This window comes from Streptomyces sp. NPDC007863 (assembly GCF_040633895.1).
Lineage (GTDB): Bacteria > Actinomycetota > Actinomycetes > Streptomycetales > Streptomycetaceae > Streptomyces.
Genome location: NZ_JBEYEI010000010.1, coordinates 109,704 through 128,722 on the forward strand (window position 1 = coordinate 109,704; position 19,019 = coordinate 128,722).

A 19,019-nucleotide genomic window follows, 5' to 3' on the forward strand; every position below is an offset into this window, starting at 1 on the left:
ACCATGCCCTGGAAGCGCACCTCTTCGGTCCTCGCCGCGACTCTCGTCCTGGGTCTCGGGCTCACCGCCTGCGGAGGCGGCTCCGACGCCAAGGACGACGCCGCCCCCTCGGCCAAGCCCCCGACCACCTCCGCGCCCGAGGACCCGACCGCCTCGGATCCCTCGGCGACGGCATCGGACGCCCCCGCCGGAGGCACGTCGCTCCCGCAGGACCTGCCGCAGGGGCTGCCCCTGCCGGACGGCCGGCTCACCTCGGTCACCGGCGGGAAGGGCGCGTACGTCCTGACCTACACCACCTACGACCAGCCCTCTGCCGTGGACGCGTACCGCAAGGCCCTGGAGGGCCAGGGTTACACCGTCATGGAGGTCGCCGGCACGGTGACCGCCACCAAGGGCACGGACGCCGTCTCGGTCGTCGCCACCGGCACGACGCTGGTGGTCACGGTCTCCTCCTGAACATCCGCCTCCCGCGCCGGAGTACGCTGCGGCGCATGGAGCCAGGGGGGATGCTCGCCGACCGGTACCGGCTCGTCGCGCCGATCGCGCGCGGCGCGCAGGGGACGGTCTGGCGGGCGGTCGACACACGGGCCGCCGGGGGTCCGGGGGCCGGGGACGTGGCCGTGAAGGTGTCGGGGGGCGCCGGGGTCGAGTCGCTGCTCAGGCTGGTCTGCGAGCTGTCGGTCCGGGTGGGGCACCCGCATGTGCTCAGCCCGCTCGACTGGTTCGTCCGCGCGGACGAGGCGTGGCTGGTGCTCCCGCTCGTCCGGGGCGGAACCGTGGCGAGCCTCCTCGCGGACTACGGCGAACTCCCGCCCACAGTAGCCCTGTTGATCGCGGAGCAACTCCTCGACGCGTTGACGGCCGTACACGCCTCCGGTCTCGTGCACCGCGACGTGAAGCCGTCGAACGTCCTGCTCGCCGCGACGGGCGAGGGCCGCCCGCACGCCTACCTGGGCGACTTCGGCGTCGCCCGCGTCCTCCCGCACGTCCACCTCACCTCCCCCGGCTTCGTGACGGGCACGGCCGCCTACCTGGCACCGGAAGTCCTCGCGGGCGGGGCGAGTTCACCCGCGCAGGACGTGTACGCGGCGGGCCTGGTCCTCCGCGAGCTGGGCGCCCCTCCCGCGCTCGTCACCGCGATGACCGCCACCCGCCCGGAGGCCCGCCCGACGGCGGCGGCGGCCCGCGACGCCCTCGCGCGGGCGAGGCGCGAGCTGGGCCCGGAACGCTGGCCGGTGACGTGGGCGGGCGAAGCCTTCACCATCCCCGACCAGTTCCCGGACGACGCACCGGACCTCGTCCTCGGCGTCCCCGTCCGGCCCGTCACCGCACCGGGCGCCACGACGGCGAACGCGGCCCGGCACAGCCCGCTCGCCCGGCGGGCGGTCGTGGCGGCGGCCGGAGCCACGGCACTCGCCGTGGCCGCCGCCCTGGCCCTGGCGCTGGCCCCGACCTTGACGGCAGGGCACGACCACGACACCGGGAACTCCCCTCCCCCACCGACCCCGATCCCCAGCGACGCCGCCCGGGGCCTCCCGGACCCCGACGGCCCGACGCCGTTCACGCCGTGCGGGGCGGACGAGGCCCTCGCCGTCGGATTCAGCCCGGAAGGCTACGCCCTCCTGTGCACCCACCTCCCCGGCACCCGCACGTACGAGTGGCGGCCCGCCCCCTGACAGCGCCCCACCCGGGCGTCGGCCGCTCCGCCGGAGTGCCTAGCCGAGCCAGACGACGCTGAGGACGGTCAGATGTCGCAGGGGCCTGTTCACCCAGTAGGTGAGGGACGTCCGGCCCACGGAGGCGTAGCGGATGTCGTCACCCTCGGGGTCGTCGGCGTTCCACTGGCGGAAGCCCCACGGATCGGCCGCGGCGGCGTCCAGGACGTCCCACACCGTGTCCTCGACCCGACCGGGCAGGGTGTCGAGCACCTTCGCCGCCACCGAGGTGAGACGAACCGCGTACGGGCCGCCGGTCACCGCCGCCTTCCCCTCACTTCCGCCATGTCGACGGCGTCGCTGTCGTCGTAACCGGAGGTGATGAACGCGTCGACCGCCGAGGCGTGGGCAAGACGCCCCTGCCAGTCCTGCACGACCCGGTACAGCCCGGCGAGGGAGAAGGTCCGACGGGACTCCTCCAACGCGGCCGTCCACTCCCGCTCGAAGGCGGGTGCCCACCGCTCCGCGCGGTCGCTGGAACGGAGCCGCGCGAGGAGCTCGGCCGGCGCGCCGGGCGCGGGTGCGCGGGGTGTGTCGAGGCCGTGGTCGGGCTTCGCGCTCATCGGCACCTCCAGGAGGGACGTGGTCTCGCCACTGTACGTGCGGGGCGGCGCGGCGGGGATGGGCAACGTGGGGATTCCCTCCGTTCGGGGCGTCGCGGGCGCGACGGCGCGGACCTGTGCGGTGATTCCCAAGTCCACTGAGCAGGGCCGGCTGAGCGAACTGACCGCGCTGTACGGCCGGCTCTCGCCCCCGCGCATGCTGATCACCGGTGGCGGCCTCCTCGTGGACCGGTCAGGACCTGGAGGAATGGCTGGTCCGGCAGATGGTGAACGTGTTCGGTGCGGGCCGCACACAGCCGGCCGCCGCACGGCGGGGGCCGCCTACCGGTTCCGTCACCATGAGCTCCAGGACCACCTGGCGGGTCGGCGCCCTCACTGACGCCCGTCAGTCGGGGGCTTCGCCGGTCAGGATGTCGGCCAGCTCCACCGGGCGGCTGAGCGCGACGCAATGGCTCGCGGCGATCTCCCGAGGGACCAGCCCGAGACGCTCCCGCACCACTCCACGCAGGAAGTCGGGAGGGAAGAGGCGGTCCTCGGTGCACAACACGAACGTGGTCGGCACGTCCGGCCAGGCGTCGAGTGGCCACGGCTGGGCCGAGGCGGCCACCGACGGATGCGGACGCTCCCTCCCCAGCGCCTCCTCGGCGAGCGCACGGGGCACGTCGTGGTAGTAGGTGACGTACGGATCGTCGCTCCCGGTGAGGCCCCCGTCCCGGGCCGCCTGGCGTCTCACGGCGTCGGCGAATCCGGTGTCGCTCCACCAGTCGTCCGGTGACTCGCCCGGCCTGGGCACCATCCCCGCGACGAGCACCAGCTCGTCGACCGGGCGGCGTACGGCGACCAGGGGCGCGGTGAACGCCCCGAACGACTGCCCCACGACCACGAGGCGGCCGGGCCGGTCACCCACCGCCTCGACCACGGCGTCGGCGTAGTCGTCGAGCGTCAGCGACTCGTCCCCGCCCGGAAGGTCCACCGCCACCACCCCATGACCACGCGCCCTGAGCTCCTCCTCGACGAGGTGCCAGTACCACCCGCCATCACCCGCACCATGGATCAACACGAACGTACTCATCACGCGGTCCTCGTCTCTCTACTCGCCGGCGCGGGACCTGATGTCCGCGAGCCCGGCCTCGGTCGCGAGGCCGGACAGCCGGTCGTGGCCGAGCACCCAGGAGGTGGTCCGGCGGGCCCGGACGCGGAACTCCCCGTCTTCCGGGGTGCCGGCGCGGTCGGCCGTCACGTGGACCTGGGGAGGCGTCGACGTCGGCCGGTCGCGGAGCAGGTCGTCGTAGGGGCGTGCGCTGGTCAGGAGTCGACGCATGCCGCCGGCGGCGGTACGCGGGTCGACGCCGCGCAGGGCCACGCCGATCGCCTGCGTGCCGATGCCGCAGGAGCAGCCGGGCACGGCCGCGTGTTCCTGGCCGATCGGGGCGTCCAGAGCCTGCCCCTGCCGGCGGATGCTCGCGTGCCAGTCCGCGTGGATCAGGTGGTGGTCGTCGGTCGGCTCGCCGTCGAACCGCGCCACCGAGGTGCCTCGCATCGCGCGAGGCTACCGTGCCGCTGCGCCGGGCCCCAGCGACGTGACCGAGACCGGCCAGGGCCTCCTCGGCAGGACCCGTCCGGATCAGGGTCGGCGTGAGGCATCCGGCTCGGCCGGGGGGAAGGTGCCGGCGTCGAGGTGGGCCGCGATGCGCGTGATGGTCCGGGCGTTGTCCTCGTACAGATGCGCCTGCATGCCCGTCGCCCGCGCCGCCTCGACGTTGACCGCGACATCGTCGACGAACAGGCAGTCCTCCGCCCGCGCGCCCATGGCGGCGCACGCGGCGTCGAAGGCACGGGGGTCGGGCTTCTCGATGCCGATCTCGTGCGAGTAGACGATCTGTTCCACCAACTCGTCGAAGCGGTACAGCGTCGTCTCCCGCTCCCGGGCGCCGACGAAGCTGTTGCTCAGGATGCCCAGCCTGCACCTTCCGCGCAGCCCGCGAAGGTAGTCGATGAGCTCCTCGTTCGGTGTCCCCAGGTACTCCGCCCAGAGGTCGGCCATGAAGGCGTCGACCTGCGGGGCGTCGAGCCCCAATCGGACCGCCACTTGCTCGTGCACGTCCTTCTCGCTGACACTCCCGAGGCTCCCCGCCCGCCATATGTCGTGCATCCGCGCGTGGACCGTGCCGCGCGGCAACTCCAGCCGCTCCTCCCAGCATTGCACCCATCCCGTGTCCGGCGTGAACTCCAGCACGCCACCGATGTCGAGAATGACGCAGGCCTCGGTCATGTGAATCCCCTCTTCGTCGACGGAAGCTCTCGCACAGGGTCCGGTCGGCGAAGATCCGGAGACAGGCGGCCGCCGCACCCATTACCGTACCGGCGAGTAGGAAGTCGGCGACGGTGTCGCACGGTACAGAGGGAGCGGGCCATGGACCGGCAGTGGAGCCTGGAGGAGAGCGTGGTGGTCGACGCACCGCCCGCGGTCGTCTACGGGTTGGTGTCGGACCTCCGGAACATGGGGCGCTGGAGCCCGGAGTGCCGGTCCGTGTGGGTGCTGCGGCCTCCGGCGCGTACGGGTTCCCGGTTCGTCGGGTTCAACCGGCGCGGGCCGTTCCTCTGGCCGACCGTCGGGCGCGTGACCCAGGCCCGCCCGGACAGCGAGTTCGTCTTCGACATCAGCGCCTTCGGGCTGCCGATCGCGCGCTGGGGCTACCGGTTCGAGCCGGAGGGCTCGGGCACACGGGTCACCGAGTTCTGGCAGGACCTGCGGACCGAGGGGGTCCGCGCCCGCGCCGCCGAACTCCTCGGAACGGTCTTCGCCGGTTCCAACCCGGCCCGCCGCGTGGCGCTCAACCGGGCCGGCATGCGCACCACCCTCGCACGCATCGCGCAGACGGCCACCGCCGGACTCTGAGAGCTGACGTCCCCGTCTGTGGACCGGCCCCAGGGGGACGTACCGCCCCGATGCCCCTCCGGCCGGAAGGACTGGCCAGGGGGCCGGAAGGACTGGCGAGGGCGGCCGTCCGAGGGGGCGTTCGGAGCGGCCGCGTGCGGTGGGGCTCAGGAGCCGGTCGTCGGCAGGCTCAGGAACAGGTCGAAGTACGTACCGACGGACAGGAACAGCCCGATCCCGCCGAGTACTGCGCCCGCGACGGCGATCGCGCGGACCCAGACGGGGCGCCGGGGCAGGGTGAGCACGAGGACGGCGACGATCACGGCGAGGAGCGCGAAGACCCCGTTGACCAGCGCGGTGCTGTGCCAGGCGTCGCCGTAGATCTCGCTGATCTGCTGCGCGGGGGTGCCGGTGCCGGAGGTCTTGATCTGGCCGACGAGCGTCTCGCGCTCGGCGACGACCTTGCCGGTCCAGGTGCCGGTGAGGGCGACGACGGAGAGCGCGGCGGACACGACCGCAGCGGCGGCGGCACCGACGCCGGCGCCGGTGGCCTCCGGCCGGCCGGAGGCCGCGTCCTCGTCATCGTCCTCGTCATCGCCGTCGTGCTCGTCATCGCGCAGTTCGTCGATCGGGTCCGCACCGTCGTCGACGGCAGCGTGCCCGGTGGTCTCGCTGTCCGGGCCCGCTGCCGTCTCTTCGGTCGTCGCGGTCTTCGCGGTCGTCGCGGTCGCAGCGGTCGTCGCGGTCTTGTCGATCGTCTCGGCCGACTCGGTCGTCTTCGTGTCCATGCGGCGCACGCTAGGCGCCCCACATGAGAACCGCCTTAACCGATCGTCGGACCCCTGCGCGCTCGGCTAGGAATGGAGCTGTCCGGTGGCCATGAGCAGGACGACGACGCCGACGTTGGTCAGGGCCGCCGCCAGGACGTACCCGACGGGTGCCGGAGCGCGGGTGTCGGGCGGCGCGGCGAGGGCGCCGGCCGTCCTCGTCTGCCACCACACGTAGGCCGTGAGCAGGAGGACGGCGGCCGGGAGCAGGATGGCCTGCCCCGTGAAGTGCGGTACGGCCCCGCTGACGCCGACGACTCCCGCGGCGCCCAGCAGCACGCCCCGGCCGTCGAAGCGGAGGCCGATGCTCCCCGGACGGTCGCGTACCAGGACCGCCGCCGCGATCGCGGCGGTCACCGCGAAGGGGATTCCGGCGAACAGACACGCACGCCAGTCCAGGGCCATCGGGAGCCACCAGGTCGCCAGCAGGCCGAGTGCCGGGCCGCCGGCGCCCGCGATGGCGACGTAGATCCCGAACGCCTTCCGGCGTTCCTGGAGGTCGGCGAAGGAGGTGGACACCAGGGGCACCGCGGACGACGAGACCAGCGCGGCGAAGGCCCCTTGCAGGGCGCGGGCCGTGATCCAGACGCCGGACGACGGCGCGAGTCCGCCGAGCGCGGCGGCCGCCGCGAAGCCCGCCAGGCCGATCACCAGCATCCGCTTGCGCCCCATGAGGTCCGCGATCCTGGCGCCGAACAGCAGCACCCCGACGAAGGCCAGCGCGTAGGCGAGGGGCATCACGTCCAGGTAGACGGTGGACGACACCTTCCAGCCGTCGCCGGGAAGCCCCAGGTCCCTGCCGGCGCCCGCGTGCATCATCGCCGTGTTGGCGAACACCGCGTCGAAGACGACGACCGACTGGGCCAGCGCGAGCACGACCAGGCCCCACCAACGCCGGGGCATCGGGGCCTCCGGTTCCGGGAGGCGGGCCGGGGACGTGGGCGCGGCGCCCCAGGCTCCGGGTGACGGAGGAAGCGGCGCGCCGAAGCCGGCGGCGGCACCGGAGTGCCCGGAGTGCGCGGAGTGTGCAGGGGCGGTCGGGACGTACGCGGGCTGAGCGGGTGGCGCGGGCACCGGCGTTCTGGCGGGTGGGACGCGGGGGTCCTGCGGCGCGGCGGCACCGGCGTCTGCGGGTGGAGTGGGCGCTGCGGCGGGGGCGTAGTCCAGCAGATGGGCGGCGCGGCGGCCGAGCTGGGCGAGTACCGCCCCCGGCAGCCACTCTCCCGCCTGGTCGGTCGCCGTGCGCGCGGCCACCTCGTGCGGGGTGGGCCGCTTGGCCGGGTCCTTGTCGAGGCAGGCGCGTACGAGATCGACGAGCGCGTCCGGCACGCCGGTCAGGTCCGCCTCTTCCTCGGCGATCCGGAAGAGGTGGGCGTTGAGGCCGGTGTCCGTGGCGCCGAAGAGGAGCCGTCCGGTGGCGGCGTAGACGAGGAGCGCGCCCAGGCAGAACACGTCGGACGCGGGGGTCAGTTCGAGCCCGCGCACCTGCTCGGGCGACATGAAGCCGGGCGAGCCGATCAGCATGCCGGTGCGGGTGTGCAGGCTGTCGCCGGCCAGGCTGTCCATCGCCCGGGCGATCCCGAAGTCGATGACGCGGGGGCCGTCGACGGTGACCAGGACGTTGGACGGTTTGAGGTCGCGGTGGATGAGGCCCGCCTCGTGCACGGCCTGGAGGGCGAGGGCGAGGCGGTTGGCGAGGGTGCGGACCGAGTGCTCGGGCAGCGGCCCGAAGTCCCGGGCCACGACGGTGGTCAGGTCGGGCCCGGGGATGTACTGGGTCGCCACCCACGGCACGGCGGCGTCGGTGTCGGCGTCCAGGACGTCGGCGGTCCAGGCGCCGCCCACCCTCCGGGCCGCGGCCACCTCGCGGGCGAACCGTCTGCGGAACTCCGCGTGCTGGGCGTGTTCGGCCTGGACGACCTTGACGGCGACGGTACGCCCCAGGTCGGAGCGGCCCAGGTAGACGAGGCCCATCCCGCCCGCGCCCAGGCGGGCGATCAGGCGGTACGGGCCGATGTGCGCGGGGTCCTCCCCCGTCAGCTGTTCCACGGTAGAGGTCAGCCCTTTCGGTGCCGGTCGTCCGGTCCGCGGGGTGCGGCGGGCGGGGCGGGGTCGATCGGTTGCGCTGAGCGGAGTGCGTCACGTCCCATGTGTGGTGATTCCCCCGTGTGGGTGCGGAGATCTCGAGTTGGAACAGAATTCCAGAACGCGTCTCGCAGCGCCAACCTCCCGCCGTTCGAGGTGCGTTGACGACGAGCCAGGACACGCCGGGACGGCTGCGCGCCTGGCATCGCCCGCCCGACCGGCCGACCCGTCCGTGTGCTGCGGAGCGTGCGTGCGTACATGCGTGCGTGCGGGGAGGTCAGCCCATGGACGCACGCCGGCCGTCCCTGGCGGCGACGAACAGGGCCCCCTGGTGCAGGTCGAGACCGCGGGCCGCGGTCGGCGCCCCCACCTGGACGAGCGGACCCGCGCCCTCGAACGCGGCGGCGCGGAGGCGGAAGGCTTCCGGCTCCGCGCAGCCGACCGTGCGAAGCCGCCAGCGCGCAGGCGTGGTCGCGTCGGGGCGGGGCGGCAGGGCGAGTTGAAGCTGCGCGGCAGCCGGGCGTTCCGTCCGGTGGTCGGTGTGCGCGGCCGTCCAGGAGGCCATCACGAGCACCGCACGCGAAGGCGTACGGCCGTGGACGGGTGAGCCGTCCGCCAGGGAGGGCGGCGTTCGGTCGGCGATCGGCGGCGCCTCGACGAGGTCCGTTCGGCCCGTCTCCGCCCTGAGGACGCGGGCGAACCCGCGGGCGAGCCGCGGACCGCCCTGGACGGCCCACCGTCGGATCACGTCGCGGAACGCCGCCTCCCGGCGGCGTGCGTCCGTCCGCGCCCCGGCGGCGAGGATCGCCGTCCCCGCCCCCGAGAACGCCCGGCACAGCATGAGCACGGGAACGCGATCCGCGTGCTCGGGGTAGCGCACCGAGCGGAGTTCCAGCATGGCGCGGTGCAGAAGCACGGCGGCGGCGTGCGCGTCGGGGCCCAGGTCTCCGCCCGGCGCCTGACGCGGCCGCGCCTCCCCGCCGGTGCGCGGAGGGGTGACCGCGTCCGCGCGTCGGCCGGCGGCCGACAGGTGCCAGGAGTGGTCGTCCGGATGGCACTCTCCACCGGCCGCGCGGAGCCGGCCGCCCCCACCCAGGGATATCCCGATCTCCCCCGGTCCGGCGTCCAGGGTCACTCCGCCGGCGCCGGAGGCGGCGAAGTCGACGTCCGTGACGCCGTCCAGCCACACGTTCAGCACGGCGACGGGCGGCACAGGCCCTACGACGGCGAACCTGCGGTCGGCGACCACCTGGAGAAAGGCGGTCAGCCGACGGCCGGCGCGCTCCACCCGCATGTGCCGCACGGTCGCGGTCGTCATGTCGTAGTCGGCGGCCAACTCCTCCGCCTTCTCTCGCGTGAGCCGGTCTTGCGGTGCCATGACGTGCCCGAGGTAGTCCCGGCCCGGCGTGTACGGCCCGGTCGGTGCCGGCGGCAGGAGCGCTCCGACGTCGTGACCGGCGATGGCGGCCTGCTCGGTCATCCATGCGCGCCGCCGCTCGCCGAGACCCGCCATCCACTCCAGTACGGCCGACGCCCGGCGCTCCCGTTCACCGGCGCTCGCCGCGCTCACGGCCCAGAAGAGCGGGAACAGGTTGTTGTCCCACACGTCCGCCGCCTCGCGCACCGCCTCCCGGTCGAAGACGCGAACGTCCGCCGCGGCCTCCGCCATCCGCTGCACCGAACGGTCGAGCAGCGCCGCCAGCACGGACACGGCCGATGTGGCCGACCCGCCGGACGTGGGAGGCGCGGGCGAGCACGGCACGTCGGACGACGGAGGAGGAGGGGCAGGCGTGGTCATGCCGTGATGCTCGCAGGTGACGGCCAACGGATGGCGGGATGGCCGTCCGGCCCCTCCGGCCCCTCCGGCCCCTCCGGCCGCGTCGCGGACGAGGTACGTCACGGAGCCGCTCCCTCGGGCGACTCCGCCCGGTGGACCCAGTCCGGGAACCAGTCGGCGGCGTCTTCCCGCGTGGAACGGCCCCAGTATGCGCGGGCCGTGGCGCGCCCGCCGTGATGGCGTCGTGGATCCGGCCGCGGATCCGGTGCCGATACCCCCGTGTGACGACCCCGTTGCCGGGCAGCCGCTCGGAGAGACCTGACAGACCGGACAGACCGGAGAGACCCGAGAGCGACGTACGGAGCGACGCCGCCGCACTCCGACGCACGAAGGCGAGGTACGCGGGAGATGACCCCCGACACGATGGCCTCCCGACTGCTCTCCGCGTACGGCCGGACCTACGCCCAGCAGGCGGGCATCCCCCTCCGCGACAAGCCCTCCCCGCTGTACCGGCTCCTGGTGCTCACGGTGCTCTGCTCGATCCGGATCAGCGCCGACACGGCGGTCGCGGCCGCGCGGGAGCTGTCCCGGGCCGGGTTCCGGACACCCCGGGCGATGGCCCGCTCCGACTGGCAGGACCGGGTGGACGCCCTGGGCAGGGCCCACTACGTGCGGTACGACGAGAGCACCGCCACCGCCCTCGGCGACGGGGCGCGCCTGGTGCTCGCACGCTGGCACGGCGACCTCCGCCGCCTGCGGGACGAGGCCGACGGCGACCCGGAGGCCCTGCGCGAGCTGCTCCGGGAGGTGCCGCGGATCGGCCCGGTCGGCGCGGACATCTTCTGCCGCGAGGCCCAGGCGGTCCGGCCGTGGCTGCGTCCGTACTTCGACGACCGGGCGTGCGAAGGGGCGCGGACCCTCGGTCTTCCGCACACGCCGCGTGGCCTCGGACGTCGCGTACCTCCGGAGGACCACGCGAGGCTCGCCGCCGCGCTCGTCCGAGTCGGCCTCTCGAAAGACGCGGCACGGAATCTCCGGGCCGCCTGACCGCATCGGACCTCGCCCCGCCCCACCCCCTTAATGAATACGATTTTCATTCTGTTAAGGTCTGGATCCTCACCACCGCACCCTTGAGGATCCGCATGTCTCACCCCTCCCCCCACCCGCGCCGAACCCGCCGCAGCGTGACCGCCCTCCTCTCCGCCGCCACGGCCTCGGCCCTCCTGAGCGGCTGCTTCGCAGGCGGCGGGGGCGAGGCCGGCCCTGGGTCCGGGGACGACGGCGAGCGCATACGGGTGGCGATGATGCAGCCGCCGCGATCGGGACTCTCCCCGCTCTCCGACGACGCCTTCAAGCTGTCGCGGTGGTCCACCGCGGAGACCCTGGTCCGCCTGGACCCCGACGGCGACGCCCTCCCCTCCCTCGCGACGGGCTGGCGGCAGCAGGGCAGGACCTGGACGTTCACCCTCCGCCAGGGCGTCACCTTCCACGACGGCAGCCCGCTCACGTCCTCGGACGTCGTCCGCTCCCTCTCCGCCGCCGCGACGGCCTCACCGAAGCCGCGGATCCTCGACGGCGTCGACCTCACCGTCCGGGCGGACGGCCCCCGTTCGGTGACCGTGACCACCACCCGCGCCGATCCCCTCGTACCGCAGCGACTCAGCTCTCCCCAGCTGTCGATCCTGGCCGCCAAGGCGTACCGGGGCAGGAGCGTGAACCCCGTGGGCGCCGGCACCGGACCGTTCGTCCTCGTGCGCGCCGACGGCACCTCGTCGGCGACTCTCGACCGGTACGACCGCTACTGGGGCGGCCGGGCGAAGGCCCCGGGCATCGACGTGCGCTACGTCCCCGACGGGACCGCCCGGGCCGCCGCGCTGCGCAGCGGGGAGGCGGACATCGTCGAGGCGGTGCCCGTCTCGCAGGCCGGCCTGCTGGACCCGGCCCTCGTCACCGAGGTGCCGATGCCCCGGACCAACACCCTGTACCTGAACACCGAGCGCGGCGCCTTCCGCGATCCGGCGCTGCGGGCCGCCGCCCGTGAGGCCGTCGACGCGCGGAGCCTCGTCGCGGGTGTGTACGAGGGCCGGGCGGACCGCGCCGACGGCCTCCTGGGACCGGCGCTGCCCTGGGCGGCGAAGCTGCGCACCCCGCCCCGGCGCACGGCGGCCGGTGACCCGAAGGGCGCCACGATCACCATCGGCACGTTCACGGACCGGGCCGAGCTTCCCGAGGTCGCCCAGCTGCTCCAACAGCAGCTGAGCAAGGCGGGGTTCGAGGTCGAGCTGGACGTGCGGGAGTACGCGCACATCGAAGCGGACGCCCTGGCCGGGAAGTTCGACGCCTTCGTCCTGTCACGGGCCACCGTGCTCGACTCCGGTGACCCGGCGGCGTACCTGTACAGCGACTTCGCGGGTGACGGTTCCTTCAACATCTCCCAGCTCTCCGATCCCGCCGTCGACTCCGCGCTCTCCGTCGCCGCGACGACGGGAACGGGCGAAGCGCGGCGGAAGGCCGTCGTCACGGCCGAGGCCGCCGTGCTCGCCACCGACGCGGCCGTGCCGCTGCTGCACGAACGAGTCATCCAGGGCGACGCCGAGAACGTGGTGGACGCCGCGCACGACCCTCGCGAGCGCGAGCTGGTCACCATCGACACGTACGTACGGTGAAGGCACTGTTCCACCGCCGTACGGTAAGGGCACTGTTCCACCGCCGTACGGCGAAGGCTCCCGTCCCCGGCCTGCGCGCGCCCTCCCCCGCGGCCGTACGGGCGAGCACCGCGCGGCTCGTCGCCCTGGCCGCCGTCATGACCGCGGTCGGATTGCTGCCCTGGCTCTCCGGCAGGGATCCGGCGCTCACCCTGCTTCGCGCCCGGTCCGCCGAACAGGAACCGACGCCCGAGGCGCTCGCCGCCATCCGGGCCGACCTCGGCCTGGACGCGGGCCCCGTGGGGCTTCTCGGCGGCTGGCTGAACGGGCTGCTCCACGGCGACCTGGGGGTCTCGTGGGTGTCGGGCACCGACGTGCTGACGACGGTCGTGTCCGGGCTCGGGGTGTCGCTGACGCTCATGGGCGCGGCCCTGGCCGTCACCCTCGTCGTCGGGGCGCTGCTCGCCGCCCCGGCACTGCTGCGGGGACGCGCCACGGGCGGGACGCCGGCAGCGGTGCTCGCGGCGGTTCCCGAGTTCCTGCTCGCCCTGGTCCTGCTCCTGACGGTCGGCGTGTGGCTGGGGTGGCTGCCCACGTCCGGCTGGGCGGGGCCGGCCCATCTGGTGCTGCCGGCCGTGGCCCTCGGCGTGCCGGCCGGCGCGCTCCTCGGCCGGTTGGTCGCCGAGGCGCTCCCGGCCGTGCTCGAAGAACGGTGGGTGGAGTCGTGGCGCGGGGCGGGCATCGGCCGGTGGCGGATCACCAGGGCGGCGGTGCGCCGCGCGATGCCCGCGCTCGCCGCCCAGTTCGGCATGGTGGCCGTCGGTCTGACCGGCGGAGCGGTGGCCGTGGAGACGGTGTTCGCCGTACCCGGCATCGGCCGTACGGCGCTGGGCGCGGCGACGTCGCAGGACCTGCCGCTGCTCCAGGGGTGCGTTCTCGCGCTGCTCGGGCTGGGGCTGCTCGCCGGGGCCACGGCCTCGCTGGTCCGGCGCCGGCTGCTGGGGCCCGCCCTGCGGGAGGCCGGGCTCGCGCTTCCCGCGCCGCGTCCCCGACGGATCACGCTCGCCGTGCCGGTCGTACTGGCGGTCGTTCTGGCGGGGGTGGTCTGGTGGGGCCTGCTGCGCGATCCGTACGCGGTGGACGTGGCGGCCCGGCTCGCCGGGCCTTCCCGCTCGCATCCGCTCGGCGCGGACGCGCTCGGCCGGGACGTGCTCGCCCGCCTGGGGCACGGTGCGGCGGCGACGGTGGGCACCGCCGCGGCCGTGACGGCGGCCGGCTGGCTGATCGCGCTCGCGCTCGGTTTCGTCCCGGGAGTGGCGTCCGGCTTCTCGGACGTCGCCAACGCGCTGCCGCCGGTCCTCACCGGGATGCTGGTCGCGGCGGTCACCGGTCCGGGAGCCGGGACGGCCGCGCTGGCCGTGACGCTGACGTCGTGGCCCCCGCTCGCCGCCCACGCCGCCGCCCTGGTCCAGGAGATACGGGCCTCCCGGTTCCTGTCGGCACAGCGGGCCATCGGCGCGAGCCCCCTGTGGGTGTGGACGCGGCACGTCCTGCCGTCGGTGGCCGGTCCGGTCGCCCGGCACGCCGTGCTGCGCCTGCCGGGCGTCGCGCTCGCCCTGGCGTCGCTGGGCTTCCTGGGGCTCGGCGCCCGGCCCCCGTCGCCCGAGTGGGGACTGCTGCTCGACGAATCGGCCGACTACGTCGAGCGGGCACCGGTCCCCGCCCTCGCCCCTGCCGTGGCCCTCGCGCTGCTCGCCGCGCTCGCGGTCTGCCTGTCGTCCCTCGGCACCGCCCGCCACCCCGGCCCGCGCTCCCCCGGTTCCGTGCTCGCTTCGAAGAAAGCCCGCCCCCGTGTCGTTCCCTCCGCACGTCCCTCCACCCGCGTCTCCACCCGCATCTCCGCCCGCCTCTCCGAACGTGCCCCCGTCCGTCCCCCGGCCCGACCCTCTTCCCGACCCTCTTCCCGTCCCTCCGTCTGATGCCCCGGCTCCGCTGCTCCGGGTGGACGGTCTGCGGATCGGCTTCCCCGGCGGTGAGGCCGAGGCCGTCCGCGGAGTCTCCTTCGAACTGGCCGCCGGTGAAGCGTTCGCCCTGGTCGGCGAGTCCGGGGCGGGCAAGTCCCTCACCGCGCGGGCGTTGCTGGGGATGGTCCCGCGCGAGGCCACCGTGCGGGGTCGGGTGCTGCTGGACGGCGGCCCGGTCACACCGGCCGATCTCGGCCGCCGCATCGCGTGGATCCCCCAGGACGCGATGTCGGCCCTGTCGCCGGTGCACCGCGTCGAGAACCAACTCGCTTTCTCCATAAGGTCGGTGACCCGCACGGGACGCCGCGAGGCCCGGTCGGCGGCCCGCCGCGCGCTCGCCGCGGTCGGTCTCGGACCGGAGGCCGCCGGCGCGTATCCGCACGCCCTGTCGGGCGGGATGCGGCAGCGTGCCGTGATCGCGATGGCCCTGGTGAACGGGCCGGCGCTGGTCGTGGCCGACGAGCCGACCACCGCGCTCGATCCCGAGCGCCAGGAAGCCGTGCTGACGCTGCTCCGCGAACGCTGCGCGGCAGCGGGGGCCACCCTGCTGCTCGTCAGTCACGACCTGCCGGCGGTACGACGGCACGCCGACCGCGTGGCCGTGATGTACGCCGGACGGATCACCGAACTCGGCTCGGCGGAGCAGGTACTGGAACGCCCGGTCGCCCCGTACACACGGGGCCTGCTCGCTTCCCTCCCGCGAACCGGGCTTCCCCGCCGGGCGCGCCTCCCCGTCCTCGCCGGCGCGCCGCCCGCGCCGGGAGCGGGCGGCGCGGGGTGCGGCTTCGCGCCCCGCTGCCCGGGCGCCGACGACCTCTGCCGGCGCGCGGAGCCGACGCTCCGTACGGTGGATGCCCGCGCCGTGGCCTGCCACCACCCCTCTGAGGAGGCGACGGCGTGAACGCTCTCCTGGACGTGCGTGACCTCGAAGTACGGTACGGAACACGTCAGGTCGTGAACGGGGTGTCGTTCACGGTCGGTCGCGGGGAAGCGGTCGGCCTGGTCGGCCCGTCGGGCTGCGGCAAGTCGACGACCGCGCTGGCGGTGCTGCGTTTGCTCCGGCCGGCCGCCGGCGCGGTGCACCTCGCCGGAATCGACGTCACCGACCTTCCGGAACGCGAACTCCGGCTCCTGCGGCCCCGGTTCCAGCCGGTCTTCCAGGACCCCCACGGGGCTCTGAGCCCGCGCCGGCGGGTCCGTGACCAGATCGCGGAACCCCTGCGCGTCCACGGCCGGTGGTCCCGGGCGGACGGACCGGCCCGCGTGGACGAACTGATGGAACTCGTCGGGCTCTCGCCCGCCCACGGACCGCGGTTCCCGCACGAGTTGTCCGGAGGCCAGTGCCAGCGTGTCGTCATCGCCCGCGCCCTGGCCACGCGCCCCGAACTGCTCGTCCTCGACGAGCCGACCTCGGCGCTCGATCCCTCCCTGCGCGCGGGAGTCCTCAATCTGCTGATGGGCCTCCAGGACTCCCTGGGTGTGGGCTATCTGCTCATCTCCCACGACCACACGGCGGTCCGGCACGTCAGCGACCGCGTCCTGACCATGCGCGACGGCAGGCTCACCCCATGACACCGCTCGGCCGCCTTCTGATCGGCAGTCAATTCGCCTTCAACACGGGCTTCTTCGCCGTCCTGCCGTATCTCGCGGAGCACCTGACGGGAACGCTCGGCCTGAGCGGGGCCGTGGTCGGGCTCGTCCTCGGCCTGCGGACCTTCAGCCAGCAGGGCCTCTTCGTGGTCGGAGGACTGCTCACCGACCGGTACGGGCCACGCCCCGTCGTCCTCGTCGGCTGTGCGCTGCGCGTCGCCGGATTCTGCTGGCTCGCACTGGCGACGGGCGTCGGGACGGTCATCGGAGCCGTCACCCTCGTCGGCTTCGCCGCCGCGCTGTTCTCGCCGGCGGTCGAGTCCGAGATCACCCGCGAGGCGCTGCGCATCGAGCACGCGGGAGGCCCCCGCCGCACCCGGACCCTCGCCCGCTTCGCGGCCGGCGGCCAGGCCGGCGCCCTCATCGGCCCGGCAGCCGGATCCCTCCTCCTCGCCTGGGGCGGCGACACCGCGTTCCGCTCGGCGTGCTTCGCGGGAGCGGCCGTCTTCGTACTCGTCTTCGCGGCCCATACTCTGCTGATGCCACGGAAGGACGGGAACGGGGCGGGGACTCCGCCCGGTGCCGAGGGCGTGAGGACGACGGTACGGCTCGTCCTGGGCAACCGTCGCTTCCTGCGACTCACCGTCGCGTACGCGGCCTATCTGCTGGCCTACAACCAGCTCTACCTGGCGCTGCCGGCCGAACTCGAACGCTCCACCGGCTCCCAGGCCGCGCTGGGCTGGCTGTTCGCGCTCTCCGCCACGCTGGTCGTGTGCCTGTCCGGACCGGTGGAGAAGCTGGCCGCCACGCGCCTGGACCATCCCGGCGCGGCGCGGGCCGGCCTCCTCGTCATCGCCGGGTCCTTCGCGGCGGCAGCGCTCCTGCGGCCCCTGGAAGGCATCTGGGCCGCCCTGGCGTTCACGGTGCTGCTCACCCTCGGGCAGACGCTGATCCTGCCCGCCACCCGGGCCATGCTCCCCGACCTCGTGGACCACCGGCACCTCGGACTGTTCACCGGAGCTCTTTCCTCCCTGTCCGGCCTGGCCGTACTCGCGGCCGGCGCCCCGCTCGGCGCCCTCCTCGACCTCGGCGGCTCCCTGCCGTGGCTGATCCTGGGCGCGCTCCCGCTCCTCGCCCTCACCGCCGTCCCGACCACGAGCCCAAGGGAACGCGCCGAGCCGACGGCGGCAACCGGCCGCCGATCGCCCGGGGAAACCTCGATATCGTGATCGCGATCGCGCATCGGCCATCAACGCGGCGACGGATTCCTCGCACGTGAGAACGGCGAGTCATGGTGCCTGGAATGCAAAGAGAGGTGCCATCGGATGGGTGCGGAGAAGATCCAGGCGAGAGAGGAAACCCTCCGCAGGGCGTTCACCGGTGCCTCACGAGTCGAGTGCGGCTTCGTGGACCTCAAGGCGGCCCGCCTGGCCTATCAAAGGTCGGGTTTCCCTGTCACCGACGAACTCCTGGAGTTCCTGGCGGCGTACGGCGAGACGACGGTGTTCTGGCCGTCGTACGTCACCGGGGACGAATCGTCCCTGACGATCTCGATCGACGAGGTCGCCCAGGCCTACGCGCCGAACGTCCGGTCCTTCGAAAAGCGCCTCGGCATGTCCGCACTGCCGCTGGGCGTCGCCCTCTCGACCGAGGAGATGGTTCTCCTCGCGGAGAACGGTGACATCCTCCTCGCCGGTGACGCCGGAGTTCAGCGAGTGGCACACGGCTTCGAGGCAGCCATGCGTGCTCTGATCACTGGCGACTGGGACATGACGTTCTTCTGAGGAACGACCCGGTCAATTGGTGGCACTCACAGAGCGGATCGTGATCTCCAGAAGTCCGCCCCCGGATTGACGCGCACGGCTCACCGGCGCCGGCTCAGGACGGAGCAGCTCCTCCTCGGCGGAACAGTCGGAATCGGCATCTTCCACCAGGCACAGATTGATTCCACGGTGCCGATCCGGCTCGCGTCATGAGGCCAGGAAGGGCGCGATGGCGGCCGTCAGACCCGGGTGGGCCAGGATGTCGTAGTGGCCGGCGCCGGGCAGGATGGCCAGTTGCGCATGCGAGCGGCCCGATCCGTCGAAGCCGGCGTCCTTCAGGCCGCCGCCGAGCAGGGCGTAGAACTCCACCATGTGCGCGGGGCGGATGGCGTCGGCGTCGCCGAACACGAGCAGGGTGGGCGCGGTGATGGCGGGGACCTCGGCGCTCCAGTCGTAGTCCCGGTGCTTCAGCTCGGCCGTCTTGCCGACCAGCACCGGCCAGTCCTGGGGCCGGGGCGCGAGCCGCGCGTAGAGCCCGTGGACCGGGGACCGCTTCATCGCCTCGGCGGCCTGGGCACTCATCTGGTCCATCGCGGCGACGACTTCCGGGTGCCAGCCCTCGCGCTTGCAGGGCGTGGACACGATCACGAGCCGACGCACCGTGTGCGGGTGCTGGATCGCCGTGCGCAGCGCGACGTCCGCCCCCGTGGAGTAGCCCAGCAGGTCGGCCCGCTCGCATCCGAGGTGCTTGATCAGGGCAGCGATGTCGTCCGCCATGAACTCCGGGCGCAGCGGACGGTCGATGTCCGCCGTGCGCCCGTGACCCTGCAGATCGACCAGGATCACCCTGCGGTTCCGCGACAGCACCGGCACCAGCGGCGCGAGCGTCTCCGCCGCTCCGAGCCCACCGTGCAGCAGGATGACGGGCTCACCGGAGCCGTGCTCCTCGAAGTACAGGGACAGGCCGTTGACGTCTGCGTAGCTCATCGCATCACCCTTCATCGTGATCACTGCGGGGGTGGACCGCGATGCCCGGTGAAAGTCATCGGTCCGCCCCGCAGACCGTCCACGATCGCACTCCCCGCCCCGGTGCACGCGGTGCGACCGCCCCGCGTCCGGCCGTCGGACGCGCCCGCGGCCGCCCTTCGCTGT

The 19,019-nt window shown here is 73.9% G+C and carries 19 protein-coding genes; 10 read left to right on the forward strand and 9 right to left on the reverse strand.

What is annotated here, in order from left to right:
* Window positions 1–3: 3 nt before the first annotated feature.
* On the forward strand, window positions 4–456 hold the full coding sequence (locus ABZ621_RS17465) for a hypothetical protein (RefSeq protein ID WP_360605288.1): 453 nt from the start codon (window positions 4–6) through the stop codon (window positions 454–456).
* A gap of 35 nt (window positions 457–491) precedes the next feature.
* A complete protein-coding gene (locus tag ABZ621_RS17470) occupies window positions 492–1,676 on the forward strand; it encodes a serine/threonine-protein kinase (protein WP_360605290.1) in 1,185 nt (394 codons plus the stop codon).
* A 39-nt stretch (window positions 1,677–1,715) separates the two neighbouring features.
* Here ABZ621_RS17470 and ABZ621_RS17475 read toward each other — a convergent pair whose 3' ends face one another.
* From ABZ621_RS17475 to ABZ621_RS17495, 5 genes are all read right to left on the reverse strand, one after another.
* Window positions 1,716–1,976, reverse strand: a complete 261-nt coding sequence (locus ABZ621_RS17475; RefSeq protein WP_360605292.1) for a hypothetical protein — start codon at window positions 1,974–1,976, stop codon at window positions 1,716–1,718.
* On the reverse strand, window positions 1,973–2,278 hold the full coding sequence (locus tag ABZ621_RS17480; protein WP_360605293.1) for a DUF6247 family protein: 306 nt from the start codon (window positions 2,276–2,278) through the stop codon (window positions 1,973–1,975). The genes ABZ621_RS17475 and ABZ621_RS17480 overlap by 4 nt, the downstream gene beginning before the upstream one ends.
* Before the next feature lie 385 nt (window positions 2,279–2,663).
* On the reverse strand, window positions 2,664–3,350 hold the full coding sequence (locus tag ABZ621_RS17485; RefSeq protein WP_360605296.1) for an alpha/beta hydrolase: 687 nt from the start codon (window positions 3,348–3,350) through the stop codon (window positions 2,664–2,666).
* A gap of 18 nt (window positions 3,351–3,368) precedes the next feature.
* Complete coding sequence (locus ABZ621_RS17490) at window positions 3,369–3,818, reverse strand: hypothetical protein (protein ID WP_360605298.1); 450 nt, start codon at window positions 3,816–3,818, stop codon at window positions 3,369–3,371.
* Window positions 3,819–3,902: 84 nt separating this feature from the next.
* Window positions 3,903–4,550, reverse strand: coding sequence for an HAD-IA family hydrolase (locus ABZ621_RS17495; protein ID WP_360605300.1), 648 nt, complete (start codon window positions 4,548–4,550; stop codon window positions 3,903–3,905).
* A gap of 141 nt (window positions 4,551–4,691) precedes the next feature.
* Here ABZ621_RS17495 and ABZ621_RS17500 point away from each other — a divergent pair, with 141 nt between their 5' ends.
* Window positions 4,692–5,177, forward strand: coding sequence for an SRPBCC family protein (locus ABZ621_RS17500; RefSeq protein WP_360605302.1), 486 nt, complete (start codon window positions 4,692–4,694; stop codon window positions 5,175–5,177).
* A gap of 146 nt (window positions 5,178–5,323) precedes the next feature.
* On the opposite strand, the gene ABZ621_RS17505 is transcribed toward ABZ621_RS17500, so the two are convergent.
* From ABZ621_RS17505 to ABZ621_RS17515, 3 genes are all read right to left on the reverse strand, one after another.
* A complete protein-coding gene (locus ABZ621_RS17505; RefSeq protein ID WP_360605304.1) occupies window positions 5,324–5,944 on the reverse strand; it encodes a hypothetical protein in 621 nt (206 codons plus the stop codon).
* Window positions 5,945–6,010: 66 nt separating this feature from the next.
* Window positions 6,011–8,032 (reverse strand): bifunctional serine/threonine protein kinase/MFS transporter, encoded by a 2,022-nt coding sequence (locus ABZ621_RS17510; protein WP_360605306.1) that lies wholly within the window; start codon window positions 8,030–8,032, stop codon window positions 6,011–6,013.
* Between the two features lie 313 nt (window positions 8,033–8,345).
* A complete protein-coding gene (locus tag ABZ621_RS17515) occupies window positions 8,346–9,779 on the reverse strand; it encodes a hypothetical protein (protein WP_360605308.1) in 1,434 nt (477 codons plus the stop codon).
* A gap of 474 nt (window positions 9,780–10,253) precedes the next feature.
* Here ABZ621_RS17515 and ABZ621_RS17520 point away from each other — a divergent pair, with 474 nt between their 5' ends.
* The 7 genes from ABZ621_RS17520 to ABZ621_RS17550 all read left to right on the forward strand — a co-directional run bounded on the left by ABZ621_RS17520 (window position 10,254) and on the right by ABZ621_RS17550 (window position 17,888).
* Complete coding sequence (locus ABZ621_RS17520; protein WP_360605310.1) at window positions 10,254–10,892, forward strand: endonuclease; 639 nt, start codon at window positions 10,254–10,256, stop codon at window positions 10,890–10,892.
* A gap of 95 nt (window positions 10,893–10,987) precedes the next feature.
* Window positions 10,988–12,511, forward strand: a complete 1,524-nt coding sequence (locus ABZ621_RS17525) for an ABC transporter substrate-binding protein (RefSeq protein WP_360605312.1) — start codon at window positions 10,988–10,990, stop codon at window positions 12,509–12,511.
* A gap of 137 nt (window positions 12,512–12,648) precedes the next feature.
* Window positions 12,649–14,469, forward strand: a complete 1,821-nt coding sequence (locus tag ABZ621_RS17530) for an ABC transporter permease subunit (protein WP_360605614.1) — start codon at window positions 12,649–12,651, stop codon at window positions 14,467–14,469.
* 22 nt (window positions 14,470–14,491) lie between these two features.
* On the forward strand, window positions 14,492–15,415 hold the full coding sequence (locus ABZ621_RS17535; protein ID WP_360605314.1) for an ABC transporter ATP-binding protein: 924 nt from the start codon (window positions 14,492–14,494) through the stop codon (window positions 15,413–15,415).
* Window positions 15,412–16,086 (forward strand): dipeptide/oligopeptide/nickel ABC transporter ATP-binding protein, encoded by a 675-nt coding sequence (locus ABZ621_RS17540; protein ID WP_360605316.1) that lies wholly within the window; start codon window positions 15,412–15,414, stop codon window positions 16,084–16,086. The genes ABZ621_RS17535 and ABZ621_RS17540 overlap by 4 nt, the downstream gene beginning before the upstream one ends.
* Window positions 16,083–17,333, forward strand: coding sequence for an MFS transporter (locus tag ABZ621_RS17545; protein WP_360605318.1), 1,251 nt, complete (start codon window positions 16,083–16,085; stop codon window positions 17,331–17,333). The genes ABZ621_RS17540 and ABZ621_RS17545 overlap by 4 nt, the downstream gene beginning before the upstream one ends.
* A gap of 96 nt (window positions 17,334–17,429) precedes the next feature.
* Entirely contained in the window at window positions 17,430–17,888 is a 459-nt protein-coding gene (locus ABZ621_RS17550; RefSeq protein ID WP_360605320.1) for an SUKH-3 domain-containing protein, read from the forward strand.
* A 186-nt stretch (window positions 17,889–18,074) separates the two neighbouring features.
* Here ABZ621_RS17550 and ABZ621_RS17555 read toward each other — a convergent pair whose 3' ends face one another.
* Complete coding sequence (locus ABZ621_RS17555; RefSeq protein WP_360605322.1) at window positions 18,075–18,854, reverse strand: alpha/beta hydrolase; 780 nt, start codon at window positions 18,852–18,854, stop codon at window positions 18,075–18,077.
* Window positions 18,855–19,019: the final 165 nt, after the last annotated feature.